Consider the following 22,127-nt stretch of genomic DNA (forward strand, 5'->3'; position numbering starts at 1 on the left):
AATGTCGGTSCGCCGATGGGTTACGAGCCGTTTGCAGCACCGAACGTGGGAGCGCCAATGGAATACCAGCAGCTCGGTGCGAACGTTGGGGCGCCGAATGTAGGAGCGTCCATGGAGAACCAGCAGCTTGGTGCAGCCAATATCGGTGCCCCAATGGGTTACGAGCCGTATGCAGCAGCGAACATGGGAGCGCCAATGGAATATCAGCAGCTCGGTGCGAACGTCGGTGCGCCGAATGTAGGAGCGTCCATGGAGAACCAGCAGCTTGGTGCGGCCAATGTCGGTGCGCCGATGGGTTACGAGCCGTTCGCAGCACCGAACATGGGAGCGCCAATGGAGTATCAGCAGCTCGGTGCAGCTAACGTGGGAGCACCGAACGTAGGCGCACCCATGGAGTACCAACAGCTTGGTGCGGAGAATGTCGGTGCGCCGATGGGTTACGCGCCGTTTGCAGCGCCGAACATGGGAGCGCCAATGCAGTATCAGCAGCTCGGCGCGGCTAACGTGGGAGCACCGAACGCAGGCGCACCCATGGAGTACCAACAGTTTGGTGCGGAGAATGTCGGTGTGCCGATGGGTTACGAGCCGTATGCAGCACCGAACATGGGAGCGCCAATGGAGTATCAGCATTACGGAGCACCAAACGTAGGAGCTCCCATCGGCTACCATCAGCCCGAGGGCGCATACCCCGGCTTGCCGATGGATTACCAACAGCCCGCAACCATGTACCCCGGGTTATCTGCTGAAAACATCTCGCCTGACGTGATGACAGCTGCTGCGGATAACGTTGCGAGTCTCGCACAGGTGAACGCGAGCAACGTTGGAGCTTACGAGCCGTTCTCGCATCTGTTCGAGCAGTATCCAACCCCCAGCTATGAAGTGTTTTCGGCTGAAAACGAGGCATGGAAAGGGCCGGAACTGCCACCGTTACCGCTAATGCCGAGTGAAAATCAGGCGGCATACAATGTGTACGCGACACCCCAGCCAGCGTATCCTTTTTACCAGCACAAGTCATGCGGCTGCGGCTGCGGTGGACCGACTCACGCGGACTACCAGCCGTATGTAGAGCACTACCCTTACGCGGTGAAGCCCTCTGATCCGATCGCAGCAGCCCCATGTTACCCGCAAGAGTATGACAAAGGTGCGGCAATGAACGCGTACCCGGGGCCGTTGTTCCCAGCGCACAGTTACGCGGTTTATCCTCCAGTGCCTGCTTATCCGCCTGTTGTGCTGCCGGCCTTAGACGTTCAGAAGGATTGCGGGTGCGATGACAAAAAAAGATCCGTTGAGCCGCAGCCGGATAAGATACAGGAAGAACCGACAGCCACGATTGCGGTTGAACAGCAGAAACCGGACAAACCGGAGAAAGTGAAAACCAAAGGCAGTAAAGCACGTTCAAACCCGGTTCAACAGGCAATTTTGAGATTGTCTAACAAACGCCGCCGCAGATCATCTCACACCGGCACGGTCTCCCCGCAGATTCCATGGATCAACGTATAAAAAGTGAATATGAACGGTGTTCAGGCTGGAAGCGATCGCTTCCGGCATTTTCTTTGTGACAAATTTCTTGCCGCATTGCAGCGGTGGATCCAGGTAGAGACAAAGCACACTAGCTTTCCAGTATAAACATTCTTACCCATGTCAAAAATAGTAAGGACTATCTAGAGACAGAAGGGGATAAGGATGATTCTTCTCAGCTTACTGAGCAAATTGAAACGGAAGCTGCGGTGGAAACGCCGATGGTTAATGTTGGGTGCCCTCTTACTGCTGACGGGAATGGGCTCAATAGCTGCCGCACTTATGCAGGCGGATCATGGCGGCACCGATGGCTCGGACTTCACGGGAAGGGATCAGCCGGTGTTCAAAGTACATGCCAATACGGGCTTGCAGCCGGAGGAAGAAGTGCGCGCTATGATACAACAGATCGACGGACAGCGTGAAGCGTTTGCCCAAAAAACATACGTATGTGGCGAAGAGCTGCAGCAGCTGGGGCCAATGACAGCCAATCAAATTTTGGAATACCACAGAGCACATCCTCATCTCACAGTCAAAATCGGAGATAGCGGGCAGGTACTGTTCGTAGAACGGATCGACGATTTATCGCCGCAGTGCAAGCAGAATGCTTATTTCGGCTTGGACGGCACTGGCCACTTGTCGCTGTTTGAAGGGTCACCTCAGGAGCAGCAGGTGATCCGTACCTTTTTTCAGCTGAACGTTGAGTATTTGGAGAGCAGTCTTCCTCATGAGACGGTAAAACAGCTGTACAGGGGCATACCGGTACACAATCTTGATGAGTTCAACAGTGTGCTGTCAACGTTCGCCGATTTTGCGGTGGAGGACACTGAGAAACTCGCTAAATAAACAATGGCGGCATGGAAAACATTTTTCCGATTCACCTCAGACAACTCGCTTGCATGGGCGGGCTTGTCTTTTTTTGTGCCTTTTTGCGTGTTCAGGGGGGGCGATTTCTGTTATAATGGGCTGGTGAACACATATGTTCGCTTTTTAATGAATGATAGGAGTTGGACCAGCTTTGCGTATTATGGGCATAGACCCCGGGATCGCGATCGTCGGTTTCGGGTTGATTGATAAACAGGGAAGCCGGTTAGTGCCTGTGCAATACGGCTGCATACAAACGGAGGCTCACACAGACAGTGCGAAGCGGTTACAAATGGTCTACGACGCCACCGTACAGCTCATCGACACTTACAAACCTGACGCTGTGGCGATCGAGAAACTGTTTTTTAATCGTAATGTGACTACTGCGATGACCGTCAGTCAAGCGAGGGGTATTCTGCTGCTAGCCGCTGTGCAAAAGGGACTTGAAATCGGAGAATACACTCCTTTACAAGTCAAACAGGCCATTGTGGGTTATGGCAAAGCGGAAAAAAAACAGGTGCAGGAGATGGCGCGAATGTTCTTACACTTATCGGCGGTGCCCAAGCCCGATGACGTAGCCGACGCCCTGGCAGTAGCGATATGCCATGCTCATTCCAGTACCATACAGCAAAAGATAAACGAGGTACATAAACGATGATAGATTTTCTTAGAGGCGTTATTGCGCACAGAGATATAGAGTTCGTAGTGCTGGATGTGCGTGGGGTCGGCTACCGGGTGTTTTGTGCGAATCCGTTCGGATTACAGCCGTCGGACGGCGAGGAGACCACACTCTTTATACATTATCATGTGCGGGAAGACGCGCACCTGCTGTTTGGCTTTGCAAGCCGGGAGGAGCAATCCTTGTTCCGTTTGCTGCTTGAAGTCAGCGGTATCGGTCCGAAAGTGGCGATCGGTGTTTTGGCCGGGGGTAGGCCTGAGGTGATTGCTGCCGCCATCCAGCAGGAAAACATTAATTTTCTGGTCAAGCTGCCCGGCATTGGGCGAAAGACGGCGCAGCGGATGATACTTGATTTGAAGGACAAGCTGGGCGGGATTGCGTCGGAAACGGCTGCTTTATTCGTCGTGCCTGGAGGCATGGCAGATACGGCCGCAGGCGGAGGAGCGGGTACGTGGAGTGAAGCCAAGGCCGCACTGCTGTCGCTAGGCTACACAGAGGCGGAGACAGACGCCGCTCGCCATGCGATAGAGCCCAAGTTAAACGGAGGCGAAACTGTTGAAGCTGTGATGAAATTGGCTCTGCAGGCGCTGTACCAGCAATCGATGCGATAGGAGGGGAGACCAGACAACATGGAAGACCGCATCATTTCGGCCCATCTCATGATGGAGGAGCAAACGATGGAGTTGAGTCTCCGACCGCGTTATTTTGCTGAGTACATTGGACAGTCGCTGGCGAAGGAAAACCTCAAGGTATACATAGAAGCAGCCAAAATGCGCAATGAGGCGCTGGATCACGTGCTGCTCTACGGTCCGCCAGGATTGGGCAAAACAACGCTATGCAACATCATCGCCAACGAATTAGGTGTGAATATGCGAACCACCTCGGGACCGGCGATAGAACGCCCCGGAGACCTCGCTGCGATTCTGACCAATTTGCAGGAAGGCGATGTGCTGTTTATCGACGAAATTCACCGGCTGCACCGCACGGTAGAGGAAGTTCTGTATCCGGCGATGGAAGATTTTGTGTTGGATATTATTATCGGCAAGGGCCCCAGCGCCCGCTCTGTCAGGCTGGATCTGCCCAAATTTACGCTGGTGGGCGCGACCACTCGCGTCGGCCTCCTGTCTGCGCCTCTGCGTGACCGGTTCGGTGTGATCAGCCGCTTGGAATACTACACGATCGATGAGCTGACGTATATCGTGAGCCGCACCGCAGATATTTTACAGGTACAGATTGTTGGGGAGGCCGCAACAGAGGTCGGCATGCGTTCCCGGGGAACTCCGCGAATTGCCAACCGCCTGTTGAAACGTGTTCGAGACTTCGCTCAGGTGAAGGGCGACGGCATCATTACACTCGACATCGCCAAAGCAGCGCTGGCCAGTATTCAGGTGGACCATCTGGGGCTCGATGAGATTGACCACAAGATGCTTCGTGCCATCATATTAAGCTTTCAGGGGGGGCCTGTCGGCTTGGACACGATCGCCGCCACCATCGGTGAAGAAAGCCAGACGATCGAAGACGTGTACGAACCATACCTGCTCCAAATCGGCTTTTTGCAGCGGACACCTAGGGGACGGATGGCGACGCCTGCAGCATACCAGCATTTGGGACTGCCGCTGCCCGCGAGCAAGTAGGTGTCAAGTGAGAGACCGAGGCTGCGCACTCACTGCAATCTCTAGGAGAGGGGAATCTGCAATGTGGAAACTCAGTGTTAGAAGAAATACGTTAAACTGTTGTCTACATAAGAAGCAAGAAAAAAACAAGAGTACGCGCTGCCGCAGCAAGATGCTGCTACTTGCTTGTCTTACCGCGGTGGGCATGAGTCTGCCGCTGGCGGCGACGGGACCCGCACATACCGCAACAGCAGCTGCCGTCGTGCCCAAGCTGGATGCTATCAGGGTGGCATTGTTTGTCGACTCCGGTAAGTACAAGGCACCGGCACCGGCGGTAACGCTGTCCTCGGAGCAAGGTTTACAGGTCAGCTTTCGCGGCCACGGCAGCTCCGGTACGGTCTTGTCTTTAGGCTCAAATCAAGCGCTAAAGTCATCCCTTGACAGCTATCGAATACGGCTGTGGGAACACACTGACGCTGGGCGGGTCAAAGATCTCGCACAAAAATTAAAAGCCGCCAAGTTAGATATCGTACTCACTCAGCGGACGAAACAGGGCGGAGTGAGTTACGAGGTCAGCGCAGGTCCTTACGCTGCGAAGCAGGCGGCGGCCGCCGCCTTGTCAGAGCTGTCCGCACTGCCCGCGGTGGCCGACGTAGCAAAGGACTACCGTTCTTCCGTGACAGGACCGCTCCATTGGCGGGCAGGAGCCTACGCAAGTGTGGAAGAAGCGGCAGCACAAGCCGCAATCATTGAGCGAGCAGGCTTCGAGGCCGATGTTGCCGCATTTGAAGCAGCGGGGGCGCCGGAATATGGGGTATTGGTAGCATCAGCCGCCGACCAAGCAGAGCTGGACGCTGTTAAGCAGCAGCTTACCGCAGCCATCCCCGGTCTAGCGCTGCAGCCGGTTCCGCGAGAACAGTCATATGCTCTGTTCCTGACAGAGCTGGTACAAGCTCAGGAAGGCGCTCCATCCAATGGAGGGGACGACACGAGACAACGGCTGATGCTTGGAGGTACCAATGCCAAGCTGCAAATGTCACCCGCATCATCCGGCACGATTAAGGTATTGGAGCGCTACGAGCGCAGTTACCGTGGGACATTGGAATTGTCGCAGCTCAATGGCGAAATGGCATTGATCAATGAACTCCCCCTGGAGGAGTATCTGGTGTCTGTAGTAAGTGCTGAGTTAAACGAGAACTGGCCGTTAGAGGCGCTGAAAGCACAGGCGGTAGCAGCCAGGACATACGCGCTCAAGCAGGGGCTGAAATACCAAATAGCCCATGTGACCGATACGACCCTGGATCAAGTGTATAAAGGCGTGGAGTTGGAATTTCCGTCTGCCGTGACCGCCGTGACTGCTACGCAGGGTGAGGTCTTGGCAGATCAAGCGGGCCTGATCACACCGCTGTTTTACTCGAATGCGGGCGGCATGACCGCAGAATCGACTGAAGTATGGGGTAACCGGGTCAGCTACTTTAAGAGCGCTGAGTCTCCGGACGAAGGAGCTCAGCAAGGCAAGGCCGTGTGGTACCGAATTGTACTGCCCAACGGAAGCACGGGCTACATCCATTCGACCTACGCCAAAGACACAGGCGACAAAAATAATGCGGGCTTCAGCGTGTACGAAGCCACAGATACCGGCGTAGCTGTCCGCTCCGCTCCGTATGTGGACAACGCAGCTAATCCGGCCTTGTTCAAAGTGAACATCGGTGACAGATTCGTTGTTTTTGATCAAGCCGTAGAATCCAATGCTTATTCATGGCTGCGCGGACCATACGAGGGAGATCAGCTTAAGGACAAGATCAATGCGGTGCTCGAACAACCGATTACAGGCAGCCTAGAGAGGTTGGAAGTATCGGCGAAAGGTGTGTCGGGGCGGGTGACAGAAGTGCAGGCAAACGGGCAGGTTTTAAAACCCGCCAGTCCGGACGCACTCCGCACGGTATTCAACAGCTTGCCGAGTACCCGGTTTGAAATTGAAGAAACAGGAAGTTATACTGTATTAGGAGCGGATGGCGTTGTCCGAAGTCAGACGCCTGCCTCGCCGAGAATTTCCATCGTCGATGGAAGCGGCCAAGCCAAGGATGCGGCTGGCGAGCAGCTTTTTATCATGGATGGCAATAGCAAGGTGAAGATGAAGGACGGAACCACACGGTTTATTTTCAAAGGAAGCGGCTTCGGTCATGGCTTGGGGATGTCCCAGTGGGGAGCCAGAGGCTTAGCCGAGCGTGGATACGACTATAAAAAAATATTGGAGACTTACTATCATGGAGTCTCGATAATCAAGGAATGACATACGTATGCAAGTAGATGAGTTTGATTATGAATTACCGGAGTCTCTTATCGCACAAACTCCGTTGAAGGACCGAACAGCCTCGAGGCTGTTGACCTTGAACAAAACAGACGGCACTGTGAAGCACCAATCGTTTTCAGAGTTAATCGATTATTTGCAAGCCGGGGATGTACTTGTGTTGAACGACACGCGGGTGCTGCCAGCCCGGCTTTTTGGCGTCAAACCCGACACGGGAGCAAAGGCAGAGGTTCTGCTGCTCAAGCAGCTCGAAGGGGACCGTTGGGAGGCCCTGGTGCGGCCGGGCAAACGGATGAAGACAGGCGCCGTGATTGTGTTTGGCGGTACAGGTGACACAGGCGCGGAGACACCTCTCCTAACAGCCACGGTGGAAGAGGAGGGCGAGCTAGGCGGACGTGTGCTTCGCTTCGAGTATAACGGCATTTTTCAGGAACTGTTGGACCGGCTCGGGCACATGCCCCTCCCTCCTTATATTAAGGAACAGCTGCCTGAGCGGGAACGTTATCAGACGGTGTATGCCAAGCACGAAGGTTCGGCCGCAGCGCCTACCGCCGGGCTCCATTTCACTAAGGAATATTTGGAAGAGATTGAACGCAAGGGGATCCGGCTTGCTTATGTCACGCTGCACGTTGGGCTAGGCACCTTCCGACCGGTGTCCGTAGATGAGGTGGAATCACATCATATGCACGAGGAGTACTACGAAGTGGGCGAGGAAGCCGCCAAGCTCATCAACGATGCTAAAGCCGGCGGTCATCGGGTGGTCGCAGTGGGGACGACTTCCGCAAGAACTCTCGAGACGGCGGCGCGGGAGTCGGAGGTGCCGGGCACGATTCAGCCGTGCAGCGGCTGGACGGGCATTTTCATTTACCCGGGGTACAGCTTTTTGATCGTTGACGCTCTCTTGACCAATTTCCATCTACCGAAGTCGACACTGCTTATGCTAATCAGCGCGCTGGCGGGCAAAGATCGCGTGTTGGCGGCATACCGGGAAGCGGTCGAGAGGAAATACAGATTTTTCAGCTTTGGAGACGCAATGTTTATATACTAGCCTATGCAGGAAAGAAGTGATATAACTTTGGCAGCAGCAGTAACATATGAGCACATAAAAACTTGCAAGCAGTCCGGTGCGCGCCTGGGTCGTGTGTATACACCTCACGGTGTGATTGAAACCCCTGCATTCATGCCGGTCGGCACGCAAGCAACCGTGAAAACCATGAGTCCGGAAGAATTGAAACAGATGGACGCACATATCATTTTAAGCAACACGTACCATTTGTTTCTCAGACCCGGACACGATATCGTGCGTCGGGCAGGCGGCCTGCACAAGTTTATGAACTGGGATCGTCCAATCTTGACTGACAGTGGTGGCTTTCAAGTCTTTTCCTTAAGCGAAATGCGTAAAATCACTGAAGAGGGCGTGGCCTTCCACTCCCATCTGAACGGGGACAAGCTGTTCATCTCGCCGGAGAAATCAATTGAGATTCAGAATGCGCTGGGCGCCGATATTATCATGGCGTTTGACGAGTGCCCGCCTTTTCCGGCTGAGCACAGCTATGCCAAACAATCGCTGGAGCGCACATCCCGGTGGGCTGAGCGATGTCTGCAAAGCCATGCCCGACCGGCGGAACAGGGCCTGTTCGGAATTATCCAAGGCGGGATGTATGAAGATTTGCGCAAACAGAGTATTGCGGAGTTGACTTCCCTGGATTTTCCGGGGTATGCTATTGGTGGACTGAGCGTAGGTGAACCTAAACCTTTGATGTATGAGGTGCTCGACTACACGGTACCGCTGATGCCGGCGAATAAACCTCGTTATCTGATGGGGGTCGGTTCTCCTGACGCGTTGGTGGAAGGTTCCATTCGCGGTGTCGATATGTTTGACTGCGTGCTTCCAACCCGCATTGCCCGCAATGGCACAGTAATGACCAGCACAGGCCGGCTTGTAGTCCGGAACGCCAAGTATGCCGAAGATTTCGGGCCGCTGGATCCGGAATGTTCCTGTTATACATGCCAGAATTATTCCCGTGCATACATCCGCCATCTAATTAAAGCCGACGAAACATTCGGTATTCGTCTGACCACGTATCATAACCTCCACTTCTTGCTGGAGCTGATGCGCTTGGTCCGCCAGGCCATCCAAGAGGACAGGCTTCTGGATTTCCGGGATGAGTTTTTTGAAAAATATGGTTTAAGTGAAGCCGGAAAAGGTTTCTGAACGTATAGTTTAGTGAAAGGGGGGATTTCCATGTGGTTGGTAGCAGGAGAAGCTGCGGCAGGCCCTGAAAGCTTTTTGTATACATACGGCCCGCTTGTTTTGATGTTTGTGGTCCTGTATTTCTTGTTGATTCGCCCACAGCAAAAGCGTCAAAAGACGCGCAATATGATGCTGGCTAATCTAAAAAAAGGGGACAAGGTTGTCACGATCGGCGGACTGCACGGCACGATTATGGAATTAGGTGACGACACGGTAGTATTACGCGTGAACGACGTATCCAAGCTCACGTTCGAACGTTCCGCGATAAACTCCGTGACTGCCGCTGCGGCAGCAGACGGCACGAAGTGAGATCAGGCATGCAGTTCTTGTATGGCCTCGGCCGTTGTAGACCGAACCGCGTTCGCTCACAGAGCGGACGCGCATACCTCAGTACGGTGCAACGTTGACGTGTATACAATAAGAAAAATGCGGGCCTCCACGAGGAGACTCGCATTTTTTCTTGCCGGATAACGGTGCGGCGACTAGATTTACTTTTTCAAGTTGACTCCAATCATACCTCCGAGTGCTCCCGCAACGAATGAGAGGCCGACCAAAAATACGGTGTCCGACGAAAATCCCGTATCATAAGAGAGAAAACCTACCATCCAGACGATCATCGAATACACCACACCCAACAGGCCTCCGTGATACCATCCTTTGCTGCCGGCTCTTTTGCCGGATATCATCCCTCCAACGAACATTGCGACGCCATGCACACTTAGCGTGTAACTGTGCAATGCATTTTCTTCCAAGTTGGTCGCCATCATGAGCATGGATGTCATCACAGTGCCAAGCAGCATGAAAATCACAGCATACAATAAGCCGGAAAATAAAGGGGATTGCCTCATGTCCGTAGTTCCTCCGATCATTATATTTTTGCAGTGGTTCTGCGGTGGACGTGCAGGTTCTTTTATCCCCATTGTATGGGCACGTACCACAAATTAGTACAGGTTGGTCGGTATGCGCCATGAATTTTTGCAGCCCTTCTGCTGCGCTCTGGTAACAATTTTTAGAAGGAGCTGCTGTATGAGTTCAACGCGCGAGGGTGACAATACCCCTGAACTACCAGTTTGAAGGAGGCCGGCCGCGGGTATGATTTCCCTATTTTTAAGGACCGTACTTGTGTATTTCGTGGCATTTTTAGCTATGCGGGTGATGGGCAAAAGGGAAATCGGCAAGCTGTCCGTGTTCGATCTCGTTATTTCCATCATGATCGCAGAGATTGCTGTTTTCGTTCTTGAGGACGTAGGTAAGCCGATTGCCGAGGGACTTTTGCCATTAATCACACTGGTTGCTATCCAACTTCTAATTTCCTATATTTCATTAAAGAATGAGAGACTGCGCCGGTGGTTTGAAGGGAAGCCCTCTTTTATCATAGAAAACGCCAAAATAAATCAGCAAGAGATGAAACGGCACCGGTACAATTTAGATGACTTATTACTTCAGCTCCGGCAAAACGATGTGACGGACGTGTCTAAAGTCGAGTTTGCCATCCTCGAACCTTCAGGCAAACTCACCGTGGTGGAAAAGCAGAGCAGCAACTCGCAGCCTGCCGGCGGCGAGCCGGCAATTCGCTATGAGGGTCTGCCGCTGCCTCTTATTATGGATGGCAAGGTCCAGGAGGACAGTCTTCAAAAGCTGGGGAAAACGAGGTTCTGGCTGAAAACTGAGCTGAACAAAAAAGGCGTTAGCGACTTCAAACAGGTGTTCTTTTGCTCATATGACGGCCGCGGGCATTGGTTTATTGACCGTAAAAGTAAAAGGTGACATTATTTCACAATTTTTCGTCCTAACCACATGATTCTCAGTAAATCGTTTCTATCAATTAACCCTAACAGCACGCAGAAGCAAAGATACAGCACGATGCCCGAACCACATGACACCACGAACCGTACAAAAGTGTTGAACAGCCACTCGTTATGCATGATCAAATAGCTGGCCCAGCCCGACACGCACATAGCCAGACCGACTTTGGCGAAGTCGCTGATTTGCATGCGGAAATGAAGCAGTTTGACCACACTGTGCCAATGGAGAACGGTAACTAGCACGATGTTGATATTAATCGCCATAATCGCACCGAGTATGCCGAACTCCGGTTTCCGGGCCAGCCAATAGATTAACGCCAGCTTGGCGATGGAGCCGATCAACGTGTTAAACAAGGCGCTTCCCGGCCGGTCGAGCGCCTGCAGCGTAGCCTGCAGCGGCGCTTGGAAATAAATAAACAGTGCGATAGGCGCCATCATTTTGAGCATGGAAGCGACTTGAGCTTGACCGTATAAGTAATGGCACAGCGGCTCCGCTAAAATCAGCATGATCATTGCAAAAGGCGCACCGGTAACCAGTGCGAGCTTAAGCGATTGATGCAGTCGGGTATGGATTGTTAGCATATCATTACGAGCCGCGGCCTCGGACAACGATGGTATCAGCGATACGGATAGCGAATAAGTCAGTGCGCTGGGAAGCAGCAGGACCGGGATCACCATGCCCTGCAGCGCCCCGTACTGCGCTGTGGCCAAAGCAGTTGCAATCCCGGCGGCGGCCAGACTTTGCACGATTAGAATCGACTCAAGGAAGTACGAGCAGGAGCCGACCAGCTTGCTTCCGGTGATGGGCAGAGCCAATCCCAGCAGTTCTTTTAAATTCGACCAGCGAAACCCGATTATTGGAGGCGAGGTTGCTTCAGTATTTTTTGGCCTTTTCTTTCGGTCATTTCGGTAATTCAGGTATAACACAAGCAGTGCGCCGGTCTCTCCCAACATAACACCGACCATCGCCCCTGCGGCCGCATATTCAATGCCGTAGGGCAGCATCAAGTAGGCCAGGACGAGCATCGTTACGATGCGTATCATCGTCTCTATCACCTGGGAGAGCGCCGTCGGAATCATATTTTGCCGGCCTTGGAAGTACCCCCGAAATACAGAGCCGACGCCGACCAGCAGTATGATTGGCGTCATACAAATAAACGTATAATAAACCCTTGAGTCGGTAAGCAGATGCGATGATATCCAGTTGGCCGCCAGCAAGCTGACCACGGTAAAAACGGTGCTCAATATAAAGCTGAACAGCATCGCCAAACGAAAAATTTTGCGTATTCTATCTTCATCGCCCTCTGCTTCCGCCGCCGCGACCAGCTTGGCCACCGCAATGGGAATGCCGCCGGTAATTATGGTCAAAATGACGATCATAAAAGGGTAGCCCATCTGATACAGTCCCACTCCTTCGGCGCCAATCACCCGAGGAAGTGTCATTCTGGGAATGAAGCCGAGAATACGGTTAATGATGCCAGCGGCGAGCAGGATGAGCGTGCCTTTAATAAACGATTGTTTCGTCACGTGGTTTCCTTCTTCCTCCCATTGTTTATTAAATGCATATGCGAGACATGTCCACGGACATGCACAATTTTTGTGTGTTCGTTTTTTAGCCGGAGGAGGAAATAGCTCACGTGCATCGAATATGTGTAACAGTAAAAGCTGCACGGCAGGAGGTTGACAGCAGATGGTAAACGAGGAAAGTCAGGAGCATAGTTCAGGCCCGAGCGATGCGGCTGAAACTGCCGAACACGTGGAAAAACAAGCCGGTGAAACGATGACTGATGCGGTGGCGGAGACGGGAGCCGCCTCGGAAGCGGCTATCGGTGAGTTATTGCCGGCTCCTGCAATGGATGCGGGTGATCAAGATGAGCTGAGCAGCGAGCCGAACTCAGAAGCCGCGGAGCACGACGAGCTGTCGGAGATGGAACTGAATGAGGTGATAGAGAACATCTGCAACAGCAAGGCTGACGAGTTTCGCATGTTGGGCTACGAGCACGTGACAGGCCGGGAAGTGTGGGAATGTGTCAGCGATAAATATATTAAGCAGGGAACACCGCCGCTCCACAGAATCGTCAACGACATATTATCGTTGAAGGTAACTCAGTTTATGAATTGGATGACGATGAGCATATATAAGAGCAACCCCTTCGAATAGCGGAGGGTTTTTTTGCGTGAATTGGCCGTGCCCACCATGCCATGCCATTAATCATCAAATTGACTGATTTTTCGCAGGTAGGTATAATAGGAACATTGAGTATGGAGGGAGACCGTCATGGACATCAAAAGGATCATTGCGCTCATTGTGATTGTGGCAGTAGTTTTCACAGGCATCGGCTTGACGAGTCCTGCACTGTTGTCAAACATAAAACTGGGCTTGGATTTAAAAGGCGGCTTTGAGATACTTTATGTGGCCGAGCCTCTTGAGCCGGGACAACCGATTACTAAGGAAGCATTATTAGAAACTGCGAGAAGTGTGGAAAACCGGGCCAATGCCGCGGGCGTGAGTGAACCGGAGGTTACTACTGAAGGCAGCGACCGCATTAGAGTTCGGATCGCGGGGGTACACAACGAAACGGAACTGCGGAACATTCTGAAGAAACCTGCAGAGCTGACATTCCGCGGTCCTGATGGTACGAAGGAAATGGTCGGCAGCGATTTCGTCCCGGGCGGAGCGGAAGTTGGTTTTAACGAAACCAACCAGCCGATCATCCATATTAAGGTTAAGGATGCCGAAAAATTCAAACGGGTAACGGAGAAGCTGTTGAAGCAACCTCTCGCCATCTATCTGGATGAAACTGAGCTGTCCGCTCCGGAAGTGCAGCAGGTGCTGACCGACGGTCAGGCGACAATCTCCGGCAGTTACACGTACGATGAAGCAGTCAAGCTGCGCGACACGATCAATCTCGGCGCTCTGCCGTTGAAGTTGACGGAAAAATATACTCAGTCCGTTGGGGCCTCTCTGGGTCAACTATCTTTGGATCAAACGGTGCGCGCGAGCATTATCGCCAGCATACTGATTCTCCTGTTTATGCTTGTGATGTATAGACTGCCAGGCGTCGTAGCCAGCATTTCTATCATTACGTATGTGTGGGTTCTACTTGGAGTGATGTATTTGATGAACGCAACCTTGACGCTGCCGGGTATCGCAGCATTCGTGCTTGGCGTCGGTATGGCAGTGGACGCCAATATTATCACTTATGAGCGAATCAAGGACGAGCTGCGCAGCGGTAAAAGCGTGCTCTCCTCGCTCCGCGCAGGGTCGCGAAATTCATTTCGTACGATCATTGACGCCAATTTGACAACGATTCTCGCCGGCTTGGTCCTGTTTTACCTGGGAACCGGTGCGATTCAAGGTTTCGCATTAACGCTGATCTTTAGCATCTTGGTTAGTATTTTGACCAATGTCCTTTTCTCAAGATGGCTGCTTGTCCTTCTGATTCGCAGCAACATAGCCAAAAAGCCGGCTTACTTTGGGGTAAAGGAGTCCGAAATTAATGCGCTATAATTTTTCGTTCGATATAGTAAAGCACAGAAAGAAGTTTTTCACTCTTTCGATCGTCATCACGCTGGTCGGGATTTTGACACTGGCCTTGTTTGGTCTGAATTACGGAGTTGATTTCAAAGCCGGCACGACGCTAGATATTACTACAGGCGGACAAGCCATAGACAAAGCAAAAGTTGAACAAATTGTGGGCGAAGTGGGCTTTGAAGATATACCGATTACGGTCGGCGGGGAGTTAAATGATCGGGTAACCATCCGGTTTGATAAGGTATTGACCGCGGAGCAAGTCAACTCGATCGAGGCCGCTTTCAAAACAGCATATGGTGATAACATATCCAAGGAAGAAAACACGGTAGACACCGAGTTGGCGAAAGAGTTAGCCATAAAAGCTTTTTACGCGGTGTTGGCAGCAAGTGTAGGGATTATCATCTATGTCAGCATCCGCTTTGAATGGCGTTTCGCCATCGCTGGTATCGTAGCTCTTCTGCATGACGCATTTATCGTTATCAGTTTGTTCTCTATTCTTCGGTTAGAAGTAAATTTAACGTTTATTGCTGCACTCTTGACTATCATCGGTTACTCTATCAATGATACGATTGTCATTTTTGACCGGATACGTGAGAATTTGCGTTTCGCCAGAATCAAAACCTTCGACGATTTGGCTGATTTAGTCAACAAAAGCATCTGGCAGACGATGACTCGATCTATCAATACAATGATAACGGTGCTGATCGCGGCATTGTGCTTGTATATTCTCGGCAGCACGGCTATTCAACTGTTTTCCTTGGCTATGATTTTCGGATTGCTTAGCGGTGCATACTCTTCCATCTTTATTGCAAGTACGATTTGGCTTCTTCTTAAGAACAAATCTTTAGGTTCTAAAAAGAGACCAACTGCAGTAACAGTAAAAGAATAATAACCGGCCGCGCGAAATCAATAGTTTCCCGCGGCCTTTCTATCAACTCATTTAGGGAGTGTCTAGATGACAGAGGAAGGCATACAAAAAGCCGAACTTGCCGCGTGGATGGGCGCTATCGGACACCTGGGCCTCGCACTTTTGAATGGGGCGGTGGGTTACATATCGGGAAGTAAAGCACTCGTTGCGGACGCAGTGCGCTCGACATCCATCGCCGCGTGCTCTTTCGCCGTATTGCTCGGCGCACGTAAGGGCAAGCCGTCGTCGTATGAAACAGCTGCAGAAGGCACCGGCAAGGCGGAAACCGGAACGGCAGTTTTGCTGTCCGCGCTGCTGGTTGTTTTCGGCATTGAGTTGGGCATTTCATGCATATATTCGTTTTTTACCGGATTCATTCAGCCGCCTGAAATCGGGGCACTGATTGCCGCTGTCATTGCGTTCGTGACCAAGGAAGCCATGTTTCGGTACGGCTGCCGGCTGGGAATACAGCGTGCACATCAGGGATCGATGGAGGCCGGCTGGGACTATCGGTTGCACTTGTACGTGTCGATCGCCGTATTGCTCGGGGCATTAGGGGCTATATTGGGTGATTACCTGGGAAATAATTATTTGTACTACCTAGATCCCGTTGCCGGATTGTTCGTAGCGGCGGTGCTGCTAAAAATGGGTTGGGACATTACAGCAAAGTCCGCCCGGGGCAGGTTAGGCAGTTACTTGCAAAAGGAAGATGCGGCCGAATTGCTTGAAGCGGCGCAAAAAGTTACCGGCGTGATTACGGTCGATGCCCTTAAAGCACGTGAGCAAGGCCACTATGTGATTGTGGACGTGTCGATCAGCGTTAATCCCCGCATTAGTGTACTGGAAGGGCATGATGTGGCGAAAACGTTGAGAAACACGTTGATGCACAAGTTTAGCCATGTTTCCGATGTGCACGTCCGTGTCAATCCGTATGATCCCGGCTACCCGTATAAAAATAACGTTGACCCCCACCAAGACACGTATCCTACTATCTTGCACTGACGGTCAGAAGGTTATGAGTAAGATAGAGCGGCTACAATAGAAAACAAGAGAACAATTCGGCTGATCGGACAGCTTTAGGAGGGAACGGCATGCTGCAACCACGTGCAAATTGGAACATATACGAGACGGATGCTGATCAGGCCGAGCAATTGGCCAAGGATCTCCAAATCGAACCGCTGCTGGCACGACTTCTTATTGTCCGGGGAATTAAAAGCAAAGAGAATGCTGCGGCCTTTTTGCATGGAGGAACGGATCGAACGCATGATCCGTTCCTTTTAGATGGTATGACGCGAGCTGTATATCGTGTCCGGCAAGCGCTCGAACGCGGTGAACATATCCGAGTATACGGCGACTACGACGCTGATGGCGTAAGCAGTACGGCGTTGATGGTCTTTTTGCTTAGGCAGTTGGGTGCGTCCTTCGATTATTACATACCTCATCGGGTGCGCGAAGGCTATGGCTTGAACAAGGGCGCCATAGAAGCCGCCCACACGCAAGGCGTGACGCTGCTGATTACGGTCGATACAGGCATCAGTTCTGTGGAAGAGATCTCTTATGCTTCCGAGCTCGGTATCGATGTCATCGTCACAGATCATCATGAACCACCGGCCGTTTTGCCGCAGGCCTACGCTCTGATCAACCCCAAAAAACCCGGTTGTACGTATCCGTTTAAGCAGCTGGCGGGAGTGGGTGTGGCTCTCAAGTTGGCAGAAGCGCTTTTAGGCAGATGGCCTGAAGAGTTGCTGGAGTTCGCTGCTCTTGGCACAGTGGCAGATTTAATGCCGCTTGTTGATGAGAACCGAATCATCGTAAAGAACGGCCTGGCCAGGCTGAAGTCGACAGCTAATCCAGGTTTTCGAGCTCTGTTCGGCGTTGCCGGCATCCAGCCCAAGGATGCGAACGCAATGCATATCGGGTTTGCCCTGGCCCCTCGCATTAACGCGAGCGGGCGATTACACAACGCAGATGATGCAGTCCGGCTCTTAATCACGGAAGACATGCTGGAAGCGAAGAATTTGGCGGATGAGCTGGATGAGATGAATAAGGCGAGACAGCTGCTGGTCGAAGACATCACCAAGCAGGCGATGGCCATGAAGGAGCAGCATGCCGCTGCGGGAGTAGGAGCTGCAGTGATTGTTGTGGCACAGGACGATTGGAACATAGGAGTAGTCGGCATTGTGGCATCGAAACTGGTGGATAGATTTTACCGGCCGGCGATTGTTCTAGGCATTGATAACGAAACGGGGCTAGCGAAAGGATCGGCTCGATCCATTGCCGGCTTTGACATACATAAAGCTCTTTATCACTGCGAAGATTTGTTAGAGCACTATGGAGGGCACCAGGCGGCGGCAGGTATGACCTTGACGAGGGAGAACGTGCCCGAGCTAACGCGGCGTTTGAATGCATTAGCTGAAGAGTGGCTTCTGCCAGAACATTTTGTGCCGCAGATGGACGCAGATATGGTATGCTCATTGGAGGAAGTCGAGTTGAAAACCATTGAGCAGTTGGAGCAGCTCGGTCCATTTGGCATGGGAAATCCGACACCGAAGTTCGTGCTGTCCGATGTTCGCTGTCAGGAGCTGCGGACAATGGGCAAAGAACGGCAGCATATGAAATTGTCACTACAGTGCGCCGTTGAGCAGACAGCAGTTACGTTGGATGCTGTAGGATTCAATAAAGCTGCAATTATACCGTGGATTTCGCCGACGGCGTCAGTTGATATATTGGGCGAGCTTACCATAAATGAGTGGAATGGTCTGCGCAAACCACAATTGATGATTCAGGACATCAGGATTTCACATGTGCAGCTTTTTGATTGGCGCGGCGCGGCCAAGCTCGACGAAAAGATCAACGAGGTGGCCGCACGGTTAGCCTCACACGATGGCACACAGCAAGCACAGCTGGCACTTCTGACGTTGAACGACCGCGACGAGGAACTCCGTTCGCGATTCGGAGGACAATTTGCCATCTGGGGCATCGAGCGGCCGGGCGGGGACGGTGTGGTTCCGCGCAACGAGTTGGCCAGTCAGCAAAGCCCGACTGCCATCACCGATATCGTGTTGTATGATTTGCCTGCGGATTTAGCGACGTTGGCCGCTGCGGCAAGAGCGATGGAAGGCGCACAGCGATTTTATGCAGTGTTTCAGGGCGAACTTGTTAATGTGGGAAATTTGCCGACACGGGACATGTTCAAGACCGTGTACGCTGCCGTCCACCGGCACAACGGGGGCTTGTCTTCCGGAGCGTTCACCGCGGCTTTGTCCAAGCGTTCCGGGCTGTCGGCCGACCTAATTCAGTTTATGTTAGACGTATTCATTGAGCTGGGTTTGATTCGCCGGACCAATTCGGGCTATGAGACCGAGCCTGTTAAGAGCACTGGCAAGAAGGAACTCAGTTCATCTGCCCTGTATCAGCAGCGCCAGAGTATGTTGGAAGTGGAGCAAGCGCTGCTTTATTCAACCACGGATCAATTGCACCAATGGATATTGAATTGTCGACAACCAATTAAACCGTTAATGGAGGATATTGTATGAGTTCAAGTTTCAAAGAATACATCCGGGTGATTGAGGACTTTCCTCAGCCAGGGATAAGCTTCAAAGATATTACCACTCTGCTGCAGAACGGTCCGGTGTACAAAGAGGTGATCCTTGAGCTGGCCCGGCAGTTTCGGGATCATGAGATAGATTGTATCGCAGGCCCAGAGGCAAGAGGCTTTGTGATCGGCGCCCCCTTGGCTGTCGAGCTTGGCGTCGGTTTCATTCCGATCCGCAAGAGCGGTAAACTCCCTGGCGAAACAATCGAGGCGGATTACGATCTGGAGTACGGCAATGATAAGCTGTCAATGCACAAGGATGCGATTAAGCCAGGTCAAAAAGTATTGATCGCCGATGATCTGTTGGCAACCGGTGGAACCATTGCTACCTCCATTAACCTGGTTGAGCAGTTGGGAGGCATCGTCGTTGGTGCGGCGTTCCTGATTGAACTCGTTGATTTAAAGGGACGGGAAAAACTTGGTACGATCGATATTGTTTCCCTTGTTAAATATGACTAGTAATTGGAAAGCTCTGGTGCCGCATGGTACCGGAGCTTTTTAGGTTTTTTCTGCTGTGCTTAAACCCTCCCGGTCACGGCGATACTTCATATCAACTGGCTGATGACCAACGACGCGTGCCGGGACCGCCGCGGGAGCCGGCTGGGAGTTTATCGGCTTTCCGATAGCCATCCGTTATACGCTGCAACTTGGGGCAGACAGGCCGACCTACCGGTCGGACTTTGGAATCAAGCGCGTTCATGGGGTTGCCCCGACAAAAATGTCGAAATAGAGCAAATAAGTTGACGTCAGGCCTATTTCAAAGGCATAATGGATAAAAATCGAATTAAGGGAATGGATAAACGAATGGGGATAGATCAGCTTCTTGACAAGGCGTCAAGCTTTATAAAAGAAAATGATCTGAAGCGTATAAGAGAAGCGTATGAGTTCGCCGAACAGGCACATGCAGGCCAGGTTCGCAAATCCGGCGAACCTTATATATTGCATCCGTTGGCAGTGGCTGAGATTCTGGTGAACATGCAGATGGATACGACTTCGATCATTGCTGCACTGCTGCACGATGTTGTCGAGGATACAACGGTTTCCCTGGAAACCGTGCATGAGAAATTTGGAAAAACCTGTGCCATGCTGGTAGATGGTTTGACCAAACTGGAAAAAATCAAGTTTAAAAGCAAAGTAGAGCACCAGAACGAAAACTACCGTAAAATGTTCGTTGCGATGGCCCAGGATATTCGTGTCATTTTAATCAAGCTGGCCGATCGTTTGCATAATATGCGCACTTTGAAGCATCAATCGGAAGATGCTCAACGGCGTATCGCGGATGAGACGCTGGAAATCTTCTGCCCTATCGCACACCGCTTGGGTATGTCCGCAATCAAGTGGGAGATGGAAGACATCGCTCTTAGGTATTTAAACCCACAGCAGTACTATCGGATCGTTAACTTGATGCAGAAGAAACGCACGGAGCGGGAGAAATACATCCAGGACGTGATCACGCATGTTCGCGAAAAGCTGGCGGAGATGGGGACGGAAGCAGATATCTCTGGACGGCCGAAGCATATATACAGCATTTATAAGAAAATGACCGCACGGAACAAGCAGTTCAACGAGATTTACGATCTGTTGGCGCTTCGCATCATCGTCGAGAACATCAAGGATTGCTATGCGACTTTGGGCATCATTCACACGCTGTGGAAGCCTATGCCGGGCCGGTTCAAGGACTACATCGCTATGCCGAAGCCGAACATGTATCAGTCTCTGCACACGACAGTCATTGGGCCTAAAGGAGAGCCGTTGGAGGTGCAAATCCGCACCTATGAGATGCACAAAACGTCCGAGTATGGTATAGCGGCGCACTGGGCTTACAAAGAGGGCAGCGCCGTGCCATCCGGCAATTTTGACGAGAAAATGAGCTGGTTCCGCGAGATTCTCGAGCTGCAGGAGGATGCGGAGAATGCCTCGGAGTTCGTGGAATCGTTGAAAATGGACTTTTTCTCCGATCTGGTATTTGTGTTCACACCAAAGGGTGAAGTGATTGAGCTGCCAGCAGGGTCGGTGCCGCTTGACTTCGCGTATCGAATCCATACGGAAGTCGGCAACCGTACCATTGGTGCGAAGGTGAATGGCAGAATCGTGCCGCTGGATCACCGCCTCAAAACGGGAGACATCGTAGAGATTCTCACGTCCAAGCACTCCTACGGTCCGAGCCAGGATTGGATTAAGCTCGCCCAATCTTCGCATGCGAGAAGCAAGATCCGCCAGTGGTTCAAAAAGGAAAAACGCGAGGAAAATGTCGAAAAAGGTAAGGATGCGATCGAGCGGGAACTGAAGCGGCTGGGCATTGAGCCCCATACTCTGATGAAGGACGACGAGTTGGCTGAAGCTGCCAAGAAGTTTAACTTTCATGAGGTGGAGGATATGTTTTCCGCGGTCGGCTTCGGGGGAATCACAGCCGCTCAGATTGTCACGAAGCTAACCGAGAAGATGCGCAAGGAGGCTGAAGAAGCTCAGATCCAAGCGATGCAGCTGACATCGGACGTGAAGGATGTGAAGACTCCGGTTGAGCGGAAGGGTCGTCCCACGCACGGTGTTCGCGTGAAAGGAGTGGACAACCTGCTCGTTCGTTTCGCGCGCTGCTGCAATCCGGTGCCAGGGGATGCGATAGTAGGGTATATCACCCGGGGCAGAGGCGTATCCGTTCATCGTTCCGATTGCACGAACATTCCTACCGGAGACTCGGGGGACGAGCTGGATCGCATGATTGAGGTGGAATGGGCTGACTCCGTTGAGGCGAACTATAATGTGGAAATTGAGATCACGGGGCATGACCGCCGTGCGCTGTTGAACGAAGTGCTTCAGGCCGTCTCTGAGAGCAAGACGATCATGTCTGCTGTGTCCGGCCGCTCCGACAAAAACAAGATGGCCGTCATTCATATGACGATTCTGATACGTAATATCGAGCATCTGCATTCGGTGGTCGAAAAAATCAAGCGCGTCAAGGATGTTTATTCGGTGCAGCGCATCATGCAGTCATAAGACACGCGGATACAACAGCGTGCCGGGTTGATGAAACATCCCGAAATTACAGAAA

Annotated in this window: 19 protein-coding genes; 17 read left to right on the forward strand and 2 right to left on the reverse strand. The window is 52.1% G+C overall.

Annotated elements, in window-relative coordinates; genetic code table 11:
* The 9 genes from CBW46_RS21955 to yajC all read left to right on the forward strand — a co-directional run.
* Positions 1–1,500 (forward strand): hypothetical protein (locus CBW46_RS21955; RefSeq protein ID WP_243633387.1); only part of this gene is annotated, 1,500 nt, incomplete at its 5' end.
* A gap of 183 nt (positions 1,501–1,683) precedes the next feature.
* Positions 1,684–2,361 (forward strand): BofC C-terminal domain-containing protein, encoded by a 678-nt coding sequence (locus tag CBW46_RS18045; protein WP_089201369.1) that lies wholly within the window; start codon positions 1,684–1,686, stop codon positions 2,359–2,361.
* Between the two features lie 172 nt (positions 2,362–2,533).
* Entirely contained in the window at positions 2,534–3,037 is a 504-nt protein-coding gene (ruvC, locus tag CBW46_RS18050; RefSeq protein WP_089201370.1) for a crossover junction endodeoxyribonuclease RuvC, read from the forward strand.
* A complete protein-coding gene (gene ruvA, locus CBW46_RS18055; RefSeq protein ID WP_089201371.1) occupies positions 3,034–3,669 on the forward strand; it encodes a Holliday junction branch migration protein RuvA in 636 nt (211 codons plus the stop codon). Before ruvC ends, ruvA begins: the two co-directional genes overlap by 4 nt.
* An 18-nt stretch (positions 3,670–3,687) precedes the next feature.
* On the forward strand, positions 3,688–4,692 hold the full coding sequence (gene ruvB / locus CBW46_RS18060) for a Holliday junction branch migration DNA helicase RuvB (RefSeq protein ID WP_089201372.1): 1,005 nt from the start codon (positions 3,688–3,690) through the stop codon (positions 4,690–4,692).
* Between the two features lie 61 nt (positions 4,693–4,753).
* On the forward strand, positions 4,754–6,964 hold the full coding sequence (locus CBW46_RS18065) for a SpoIID/LytB domain-containing protein (protein WP_117434375.1): 2,211 nt from the start codon (positions 4,754–4,756) through the stop codon (positions 6,962–6,964).
* Between the two features lie 7 nt (positions 6,965–6,971).
* On the forward strand, positions 6,972–8,030 hold the full coding sequence (gene queA, locus CBW46_RS18070; RefSeq protein WP_089201373.1) for a tRNA preQ1(34) S-adenosylmethionine ribosyltransferase-isomerase QueA: 1,059 nt from the start codon (positions 6,972–6,974) through the stop codon (positions 8,028–8,030).
* A gap of 27 nt (positions 8,031–8,057) precedes the next feature.
* Positions 8,058–9,197: a tRNA guanosine(34) transglycosylase Tgt gene (gene tgt, locus CBW46_RS18075; protein ID WP_089201448.1), complete on the forward strand. Its 1,140-nt coding sequence runs from the start codon at positions 8,058–8,060 to the stop codon at positions 9,195–9,197.
* A gap of 30 nt (positions 9,198–9,227) precedes the next feature.
* Complete coding sequence (yajC, locus tag CBW46_RS18080) at positions 9,228–9,545, forward strand: preprotein translocase subunit YajC (protein WP_089201374.1); 318 nt, start codon at positions 9,228–9,230, stop codon at positions 9,543–9,545.
* A gap of 179 nt (positions 9,546–9,724) precedes the next feature.
* On the opposite strand, the gene CBW46_RS18085 is transcribed toward yajC, so the two are convergent.
* The gene (locus CBW46_RS18085) at positions 9,725–10,084 is read right to left on the reverse strand and encodes a TIGR04086 family membrane protein (protein WP_089201375.1); all 360 of its coding nucleotides are present in this window, start codon (positions 10,082–10,084) and stop codon (positions 9,725–9,727) included.
* Positions 10,085–10,328: 244 nt separating this feature from the next.
* Here CBW46_RS18085 and CBW46_RS18090 point away from each other — a divergent pair, with 244 nt between their 5' ends.
* Positions 10,329–11,003 (forward strand): DUF421 domain-containing protein, encoded by a 675-nt coding sequence (locus tag CBW46_RS18090; RefSeq protein WP_089201376.1) that lies wholly within the window; start codon positions 10,329–10,331, stop codon positions 11,001–11,003.
* 2 nt (positions 11,004–11,005) lie between these two features.
* Here the strand turns inward: CBW46_RS18090 and spoVB are convergent, their stop codons facing one another.
* Complete coding sequence (spoVB, locus tag CBW46_RS18095; RefSeq protein WP_089201377.1) at positions 11,006–12,568, reverse strand: stage V sporulation protein B; 1,563 nt, start codon at positions 12,566–12,568, stop codon at positions 11,006–11,008.
* Between the two features lie 163 nt (positions 12,569–12,731).
* Between spoVB and CBW46_RS22195 the strand changes: the two genes are divergently transcribed.
* The 7 genes from CBW46_RS22195 to CBW46_RS18130 all read left to right on the forward strand — a co-directional run bounded on the left by CBW46_RS22195 (position 12,732) and on the right by CBW46_RS18130 (position 22,072).
* Complete coding sequence (locus CBW46_RS22195; protein ID WP_089201378.1) at positions 12,732–13,202, forward strand: post-transcriptional regulator; 471 nt, start codon at positions 12,732–12,734, stop codon at positions 13,200–13,202.
* A 117-nt stretch (positions 13,203–13,319) separates the two neighbouring features.
* Entirely contained in the window at positions 13,320–14,552 is a 1,233-nt protein-coding gene (gene secD / locus CBW46_RS18105; protein ID WP_089201379.1) for a protein translocase subunit SecD, read from the forward strand.
* Complete coding sequence (secF, locus tag CBW46_RS18110; RefSeq protein WP_089201380.1) at positions 14,542–15,465, forward strand: protein translocase subunit SecF; 924 nt, start codon at positions 14,542–14,544, stop codon at positions 15,463–15,465. The genes secD and secF overlap by 11 nt, the downstream gene beginning before the upstream one ends.
* A gap of 66 nt (positions 15,466–15,531) precedes the next feature.
* Positions 15,532–16,485, forward strand: coding sequence for a cation diffusion facilitator family transporter (locus CBW46_RS18115; RefSeq protein WP_089201381.1), 954 nt, complete (start codon positions 15,532–15,534; stop codon positions 16,483–16,485).
* 89 nt (positions 16,486–16,574) lie between these two features.
* Complete coding sequence (gene recJ, locus CBW46_RS18120; protein ID WP_089201382.1) at positions 16,575–19,019, forward strand: single-stranded-DNA-specific exonuclease RecJ; 2,445 nt, start codon at positions 16,575–16,577, stop codon at positions 19,017–19,019.
* Positions 19,016–19,537 carry an adenine phosphoribosyltransferase gene (locus CBW46_RS18125; protein WP_089201383.1) on the forward strand — a complete coding sequence of 174 codons (522 nt, stop codon included), beginning with the start codon at positions 19,016–19,018 and terminating at the stop codon, positions 19,535–19,537. Before recJ ends, CBW46_RS18125 begins: the two co-directional genes overlap by 4 nt.
* A 345-nt stretch (positions 19,538–19,882) precedes the next feature.
* Positions 19,883–22,072: a RelA/SpoT family protein gene (locus CBW46_RS18130; RefSeq protein ID WP_089201384.1), complete on the forward strand. Its 2,190-nt coding sequence runs from the start codon at positions 19,883–19,885 to the stop codon at positions 22,070–22,072.
* Positions 22,073–22,127: the final 55 nt, after the last annotated feature.

Origin of the sequence: Paenibacillus xerothermodurans, from assembly GCF_002220865.2 — a bacterium.
Lineage (GTDB): Bacteria > Bacillota > Bacilli > Paenibacillales > NBRC-103111 > Paenibacillus_S > Paenibacillus_S xerothermodurans.

Coding starts and splice junctions, on each gene's coding strand:
- CBW46_RS18090 (WP_089201376.1), top strand. CDS start 10,329: ATGATTTCCCTATTTTTAAGGACCGTACTTGTGTATTTCGTGGCATTT.
- ruvB (WP_089201372.1), top strand. CDS start 3,688: ATGGAAGACCGCATCATTTCGGCCCATCTCATGATGGAGGAGCAAACG.
- CBW46_RS22195 (WP_089201378.1), top strand. CDS start 12,732: ATGGTAAACGAGGAAAGTCAGGAGCATAGTTCAGGCCCGAGCGATGCG.
- CBW46_RS18085 (WP_089201375.1), bottom strand. CDS start 10,084: ATGAGGCAATCCCCTTTATTTTCCGGCTTATTGTATGCTGTGATTTTC.
- CBW46_RS18065 (WP_117434375.1), top strand. CDS start 4,754: ATGTGGAAACTCAGTGTTAGAAGAAATACGTTAAACTGTTGTCTACAT.
- queA (WP_089201373.1), top strand. CDS start 6,972: ATGCAAGTAGATGAGTTTGATTATGAATTACCGGAGTCTCTTATCGCA.
- yajC (WP_089201374.1), top strand. CDS start 9,228: ATGTGGTTGGTAGCAGGAGAAGCTGCGGCAGGCCCTGAAAGCTTTTTG.
- CBW46_RS18115 (WP_089201381.1), top strand. CDS start 15,532: ATGACAGAGGAAGGCATACAAAAAGCCGAACTTGCCGCGTGGATGGGC.
- CBW46_RS18045 (WP_089201369.1), top strand. CDS start 1,684: ATGATTCTTCTCAGCTTACTGAGCAAATTGAAACGGAAGCTGCGGTGG.
- recJ (WP_089201382.1), top strand. CDS start 16,575: ATGCTGCAACCACGTGCAAATTGGAACATATACGAGACGGATGCTGAT.
- CBW46_RS18125 (WP_089201383.1), top strand. CDS start 19,016: ATGAGTTCAAGTTTCAAAGAATACATCCGGGTGATTGAGGACTTTCCT.
- ruvA (WP_089201371.1), top strand. CDS start 3,034: ATGATAGATTTTCTTAGAGGCGTTATTGCGCACAGAGATATAGAGTTC.
- secF (WP_089201380.1), top strand. CDS start 14,542: ATGCGCTATAATTTTTCGTTCGATATAGTAAAGCACAGAAAGAAGTTT.
- secD (WP_089201379.1), top strand. CDS start 13,320: ATGGACATCAAAAGGATCATTGCGCTCATTGTGATTGTGGCAGTAGTT.
- CBW46_RS18130 (WP_089201384.1), top strand. CDS start 19,883: ATGGGGATAGATCAGCTTCTTGACAAGGCGTCAAGCTTTATAAAAGAA.